Annotated in this window: 8 protein-coding genes; all 8 read right to left on the bottom strand. The window is 45.8% G+C overall.

Features of this window, described 5'->3' with window-relative positions; genetic code table 11:
• On the bottom strand, nt 1–591 hold a 591-nt coding region (locus AC1DUA_RS17770), incomplete at its 3' end, for a YphA family membrane protein (RefSeq protein WP_477501037.1).
• A gap of 128 nt (nt 592–719) precedes the next feature.
• A complete protein-coding gene (gene fni / locus AC1DUA_RS17765) occupies nt 720–1,778 on the bottom strand; it encodes a type 2 isopentenyl-diphosphate Delta-isomerase (RefSeq protein WP_477501036.1) in 1,059 nt (352 codons plus the stop codon).
• 31 nt (nt 1,779–1,809) lie between these two features.
• Nucleotides 1,810–3,120, bottom strand: a complete 1,311-nt coding sequence (gene rpsA, locus AC1DUA_RS17760) for a 30S ribosomal protein S1 (protein WP_477501035.1) — start codon at nt 3,118–3,120, stop codon at nt 1,810–1,812.
• 151 nt (nt 3,121–3,271) lie between these two features.
• Complete coding sequence (locus tag AC1DUA_RS17755; RefSeq protein WP_477501034.1) at nt 3,272–3,853, bottom strand: lysophospholipid acyltransferase family protein; 582 nt, start codon at nt 3,851–3,853, stop codon at nt 3,272–3,274.
• A 1-nt stretch (nt 3,854) separates the two neighbouring features.
• Nucleotides 3,855–4,538, bottom strand: coding sequence for a (d)CMP kinase (gene cmk / locus AC1DUA_RS17750; protein ID WP_477501033.1), 684 nt, complete (start codon nt 4,536–4,538; stop codon nt 3,855–3,857).
• 139 nt (nt 4,539–4,677) lie between these two features.
• Complete coding sequence (locus AC1DUA_RS17745; RefSeq protein ID WP_477501032.1) at nt 4,678–4,950, bottom strand: hypothetical protein; 273 nt, start codon at nt 4,948–4,950, stop codon at nt 4,678–4,680.
• 61 nt (nt 4,951–5,011) lie between these two features.
• On the bottom strand, nt 5,012–5,665 hold the full coding sequence (locus AC1DUA_RS17740) for a flagellar brake protein (protein WP_477501031.1): 654 nt from the start codon (nt 5,663–5,665) through the stop codon (nt 5,012–5,014).
• Between the two features lie 103 nt (nt 5,666–5,768).
• A partial coding sequence (locus tag AC1DUA_RS17735) for a PepSY1/2 domain-containing protein (protein WP_477501030.1) occupies nt 5,769–6,654 on the bottom strand: 886 nt, incomplete at its 5' end.

Raw genomic sequence — 6,654 nt, 5'->3', positions numbered from 1 at the left:
TCTTATTATACTTCGACAGCCTGTGTAGGCTGCTTGCAGAATAATCGTCATCGTTCGCGCAGTAAAGACAGAAAGCCACCATTGATCTTGAAATGTCGAATGACCGACATGATGGTAGCCCCCTACGGGATGAATGCCCGCCTGATACATATCACCAAGCAAGTAGCCCATCGAGAGAGCGGCAATTTGCTCCAGCGGGTTGCGCTGTAGAACAACCGCTATCAAAGCGAGCAATAAGGCAATATCCCAGTCTGAATTTCGCACAATGAGGATCGGATCCATTTCCAGCAGCTGATGCAGCAAGAAATGAAGCGAACCCAGCAGAAGCCCGATAGAAAGCAAATGAAGCTTATGTATGAAGCCTTGAATCACGAAAAGAATAGCAATGCTAATGGCAAAAACCAAGAGATAGACAAGTTGAATATGTACTTGCTTGATCGTTACTGAAATGCATGAACCAGCAATCCATAGGGCAAAAAAAAGAAGCATGCCCTTATGCGATATACTTCTGATGTACAGCTCCTTCCACCCGCTGGCAAACAAGATCAACGTGATGCAAAGAAGAATGAGAGACAAATAACCGGAGTTCATAATCTGACCACCCTACAAGGCATAGGCGAAACGATGATAACTATCACCGCTTGCCTGCGGATCTACGGCTTCCACTCTTCTAATGTAGAGGGAAGCACATCTTGATCCTTAGTATGGCAATCTTTCGATTATTTACTCCGATTGGTTTTATCTGCGTATGAGGTTAAATCAATCCCACGGGTGCGGCACCATTCTGCCGTTTCTCCCATAATGACCACGGGGCATTGCCCCAATTCCTTAATTGTAGGGGCGCCTAGCGCCGTCATAATTAGTATAAGTCCTTGATGAAGCTCATCTGCAAAACGATGCAAGCTTTGGGTGCCTTGCTCGCGCAGCACCTTCAGGAATGCTCCCGCCATGCCGACGGCTGAGGCGCCAAGAGCAAGCGCTTTGGCTGCTTCCAAAGCGTTCGTAATACCCCCTGAGGCAATCACAGCGCCTCTTGGATAAATAGACAGCGCCTCCAATAGCGAGATGCTTGTCGGGGTACCCCAGTCGTTCAGCCACTCTATAGCTGCTGGACGTCTGGCATTCTCAATGGCAGCGAAATTCGTGCCGCCAGAACCACCTACATCCAAGATGCTAACACCAATCTCTTGTAATTGCTTCGCGTTATCCTTCAGGATGCCGAAACCGACTTCCTTGACAATGACAGGCACCTGCACGTGCCGAACGATTGCCTCGATTCGCTTCAGCATGCCTACAAAGCTGCGATCCCCTTCAGGCATAATCAGCTCTTGCATGACGTTCAAATGAATTTGCAGCGCATTGGCCTCAATCATTTCAATGGCTCTAACTGCTTGGTCAACGGTCGCCTCGCTGCCCAAATTCGCAAACACGACACCCTTCGGGTTTTCGCGTCGCACGACTTGGTAGCTGGATGCTACCTCGCTGTTCTTTAGCGCTGACATCTGGGAGCCGACGGCCATGGCCATGCCCTTCTCCCTTGCCAGAATGGCTAGTTCGCGGTTGATGCTCTCTGTCTCCTGGGCGCCTCCGGTCATCGCATTAATTAAAATCGGCGAACTCATAATGAGATCGCCGATTTCAGTCGTTAATGCAATGTGATCCGTTGAAGTCTCAGGAAGACAGTTATGCACAAGCTTGATATCCGACAGCCCTTGCTGTCTGGATTGACCAAGCTCCAGCGCGTAATGGACATGCTCCATTTTGCGTGAGATGCGCATTCCTTTGGTCCTCCTAAAATTCAAGTATCCCTTATTTTTTAAATTTGGAAAGTTTGTCGCCGAAACGCTCGCCAAGTGTCATAGACAGACCTTGATTGCTTAAAGATACGTTCTCGTTACCAGCGATTTCTTTTTGATGACTAGCGCTGTTACCGCGGTCACGGTCGCCTCTAGGTTGTCTTTCTCTTTCTGGTTTAGCAGCAGATGGAGCAGCTGCGCCAGCAGGAGCTTCAGGAGCTTCCTCTGTTTCTTTGATGCTTAGGCTAACGCGTTTCTCAGAAGCGTTGATTTCCAAGATTTTCACTTGAACTTCTTGGCCTTCTTTCAATACTTCGTGAGGCGTTCCGATGTGACGGTGAGCGATTTGAGAAATATGCACAAGACCTTCAACACCAGGAGCTACTTCAACGAATGCGCCAAAAGCAGCAAGGCGTTTCACAGTACCCGTTACGATATCGCCAGCTTTGAAATCATTCTCCACATTGGACCATGGGCCTGCTTGTGTAGCTTTGATGCTAAGGCTGATTTTATCGTTCGATGGATCAAGTTTAAGGATTTGTACTTTCACTTTGTCGCCTTCTTTTACAACATCAGAAGCTTGATCTACATGGTGCCAAGCTAGCTCGGAAATGTGTACCAAACCGTCGATGCCACCGATATCGATAAATGCACCGAATTGAGTCAAGCGTTGAACAGTACCGTCTAGGACTTGTCCTACTTGCAATCCTTCGATGATTTTCTTTTTGTTAACTTCGAATTCTTCATCCAATACATCTTTTTGAGAAAGGATGACTTTGTTTTTCTCGCGGTCAATTTCTTTCACACGAAGACGCAATGTGCGACCTTTGTAGGAGGAGAAATCTTCAACGAATTGACGCTCAACCATGGAAGCAGGTACGAAACCACGTACGCCGATGTCCACAACCAAACCGCCTTTTACAACTTCAGCTACAGAAGCTTCGATAATTTCTTTGCTTTCCAATTGGCCTTGCAATGTTTCCCAAGCTTTTTCGCTGTCAACAACACGTTTGGAAAGAACCAAAGTTTCTTTCGCATCGTTGATAGAAACAACTTTCAATTCTACTTCTTGTCCAAGCTGTACCGCTTGACCAGCATCTTCCAAGCTAACGGAAGATAGTTCGCGAACCGGAATAACACCATCGTATTTGTAACCGATATCCACGAAGGCTTGATCTGCGTCTACCTTAACGATTTTGCCTTTCACGGTAGCGCCTTTCTTCAGCACAGCAACATTATTCATGGCATGCTCCGCTTCTGCTTGCGATACGGCTGTTTCTTGAGCTTCTTGCGTTTGATCTTGAACTTTTACTTCATCTGACATGAGATTAGCCTCCTCTAATTACAACCAACAAAAAATAATTTATAAGTCACAAAGCAGTATGTAAGCTTCTACTCTGTTTCAAACAAAACAATCATAATCATTCGCTTTTGAAGATAGTATAATTCCAAGCTTTCATTTCCATACATGTGGCCTATGCCTTGCTATATGTACTGTGTAAGCGGCGAATTTCTTTCATAATGGCTTCAGTTGCGAGCTCCAAATCTTCTGAGCTAGCTCCTGCATAAGCACTTAGGTCTAGCGGTTTGCCGTACACAATGGTCATGCGGCGGAATAAAGAATAAGTACCCACAATTGCCACAGGAACAACAGCAGCGCCAGATTTCAAAGCAAGAGAAGCAGCGCCCTTCTTGCCCATTCCCCCAGCGTTATTACGCGAACCCTCCGGGAAAACGCCTAACATATTGCCATCACGGAGCAATTGCACCGCTAGGCGGATCGATTCCCTGCTAACGCCACCGCGTTTAACTGGAAAAGCGCCTACTCTCGAAATGATCGGGCCCATAACAGGAATATCGAATAATTCGGCTTTCGCCATAAAATGTACCATACGTTTGAGCGGTGTTCCTAATAATGGAGGATCCAATAAACTTGTATGATTGCCGCAAAGCACAACTGCACCATGTTTAGGGACATTTTCCGTACCGATCGCACGCAACCGGAAAAACAAAGTGAAAAAGCAGCGAAACAAGGCCCTGCCGATGCGATATAGCATCTTATTTGCCTCCTCCGACTTTGTCTTTACAAAGCCCAAGTATCTCGTCCACAACTTCTTCAATTGTCATTGAGGTACTGTCCATCAACACAGCGTCATGAGCACGTCTAAGCGGAGAAATCTCTCGATCTTGGTCCAATTGGTCCCTACGAGCGATATCCTGTTCAAGTTCGGAGAGCGTCAGTGTACAAGTACCGCTGCTTTGCATCTCTTTGAAGCGTCGCTCTGCGCGTTCTTTTACGCTGGCTGTAAGAAATACCTTGATTTCTGCATCCGGCATGACATGAGTGCCGATATCTCGGCCATCCATGACAACACCTTTAGAAATCGCCATTTGTTTCTGCAGGGTGACCAGCAGCTCGCGTATCGCACCATAACTGGCAATTTGGGAAACATGATCTGTAATGGCAATCGTACGGATTGCTTTCGTCACATCGACACCATCCACAAAAACTTGTTGACCTTCCTCTCCAGGAATGAGCTCAATCTTCATACGATTGGCCAAAGCAGCCACATCTGTCTCTTGATCAGGTAGCAGCCCTTCTTGCTGTACTTTCCATGTTACTGCCCGATACATGGCTCCTGTATCCACGTAAACGAATCCAAGTGCCCCGGCAACTAGCCGAGCAATGGTACTTTTACCGGCTCCAGCAGGTCCATCAATGGCAATATTGAACTTATCCAAGCTGCTGTTCCTCCCAACGATACTCCACAATACCTTACGAACAAAAAAGCAGGCACTGCCTGCTAATCGATTCAAATTATATCACACTACCTAGGTATATGCAAAACTTGGACGCATAATAGATTGCACCGCAGCGTGCTTAAGAGCGCTCTCCCTTCTCATTTTGGGGCAGCATATAAGGCTTTCCTTCCAATGGTTCAACCCTCGTAAAATGCTTGCGAATATAAGGGATTTGGAGTAATAACTGCACGCAAATTAGCACGATAAAACAGACGAGTGTTGTCCGAATAATCACCTTTTCTACTTTCGCAGAGAAGAGTATAAACAACTGCTCATAGGACTTCGTTTCCCGATCGCTCGACATAAGCATTTCACCTGCTCGAATAGGCATATTGTCTGGTAGTATACCCATGCGAGCTGCTTCTCATGCTTACAAGCAGAGAGACTTTTGACTACGTCTAAAGATCCCTATATTATCTTTTCCGGAAATCCATCTGGCGCTCAAAACAAAAACGAATCAGTTTCTGGCGCTCCCTATCCAAAATCTCAACAAATCTGACCATGGCAAGCTGCTTGCCGGTATCCAGCTGTTTGACACGCACAACTTCGCCGCTAAAAGGAATATGCTCAATGTTGCCATTCTTGTAAGGAACAAGCAGCCAACAGGAGATAAACATGTTGATACCTAGTGAAATTTGGCCATCATATACCACCGAAACGCCACCACCGCCAACATCGTCGGTCACACCAATAAATTGAACTTGGTCGGATAGTTTGACCGCAATTTCCAGTTCAGCCGGCACTCTTAGAAAGCTTCGGCGCTGGACTTGCGTAATGGCTTCAGGTTCGGGCTTATGAAGTTCAACTAGCCGAATCACATCTTCACGAAAACCGATAACCGATGTTGTGAAGTAATGTTTCACGCCGCCTTGTCCAATATAAAAGGTGTTTAACTCATCGCCATAATATAGCTTCTTGAGTCGACCCGTTTGCTCATTCATTGGAATTTCTATGACGATTGAGCTATCCGTTACATCGGCTATTCTGGATTTGTATTCAATCCTCGATTCTTCATCATCAATGCTGTTTACTTGTATATGTAAAATTTGGTTGACATTGGGCAGCAATCCCTGCACCTCCGAAACATATTATGACACAATTATACCACGCCTCTCTTATTTGAATAGCAAAAAAAAGAAGCTAGGCTTGACCCGCTTCTCTTTTTCGACTTTATGTTGTTTTTTCTGCAGCAGCTTGTGCTTGATCGGGACGAATCGTCTCGATTTTTTCTTCCATTCCCAAATCCGCGTTGATATACACACGATAAAGATTATTGTTCATCTTCCCGATAAATTCATGACAGAGAACCTCTTCATCCAGATCATTTTTGATGATAGCAAGAGATTCCGCCGTCACTTTCATATTCGGACTAAGTTGTTTCCGAGCTTCGGCCTCTGTAATTTTGGGCTGTCCATTATTACGCTGGATCTGGCCATAAATATAATCCGAAGCTTGAAGCCCTATCACTTCGAGCGTGTCTAGCGCTACCTTAACGCTGATTTGCTGCGGATAAATCGTAACATCTTTCTCCCGTTTAGCGAAAATGATATTCGCGATGTTTTGATATTGATCGTAGCTTACAGCACTCATATCTTTATATTCATGCTGATCCAAGAATTCATTGGCAATATCGCGGGCTTGCCGGAGGTCAAACTTCGCTTCTTTGACGTCGCGCGGCTTCATAAAATAAATCAATTGACCGCCTTTTTTCGTATAATCCATTTGCACATTATCCGCGCCGTTAGTCCCGCTCGGGATCACTACACTGTAGCTCTGATTCTCGGGGGAATTTCCACCGTTTTCAACGACTTGCATATTGGCTGTATCGGATTGCCCAATGAATTGAGCCGCTTTTTGCTTAATCTGATCAGCCGTCATATCGTTGCCGGACAACATGCTAATTTTTTTCTGGGAAAGCATCCCCATACTTCCAGGTCCCCAATTCAGCTCCTCGTAGGCGCCTACTTTTTTGTCGACGATCGAAAAGCCATCAATGATCGCATTATCATGCATCTCATTTTCGGAAGCTAACGCCATCTCCACGTCCATCCAACGC

The organism is Paenibacillus sp. 01T422 (genome assembly GCF_056398785.1).
This window is presented reverse-complemented; position numbering and strand designations above follow the sequence as displayed.

Coding starts and splice junctions, on each gene's coding strand:
- fni (WP_477501036.1), bottom strand. CDS start 1,778: ATGCGCATCTCACGCAAAATGGAGCATGTCCATTACGCGCTGGAGCTT.
- rpsA (WP_477501035.1), bottom strand. CDS start 3,120: ATGTCAGATGAAGTAAAAGTTCAAGATCAAACGCAAGAAGCTCAAGAA.
- AC1DUA_RS17755 (WP_477501034.1), bottom strand. CDS start 3,853: ATGCTATATCGCATCGGCAGGGCCTTGTTTCGCTGCTTTTTCACTTTG.
- AC1DUA_RS17745 (WP_477501032.1), bottom strand. CDS start 4,950: ATGGGTATACTACCAGACAATATGCCTATTCGAGCAGGTGAAATGCTT.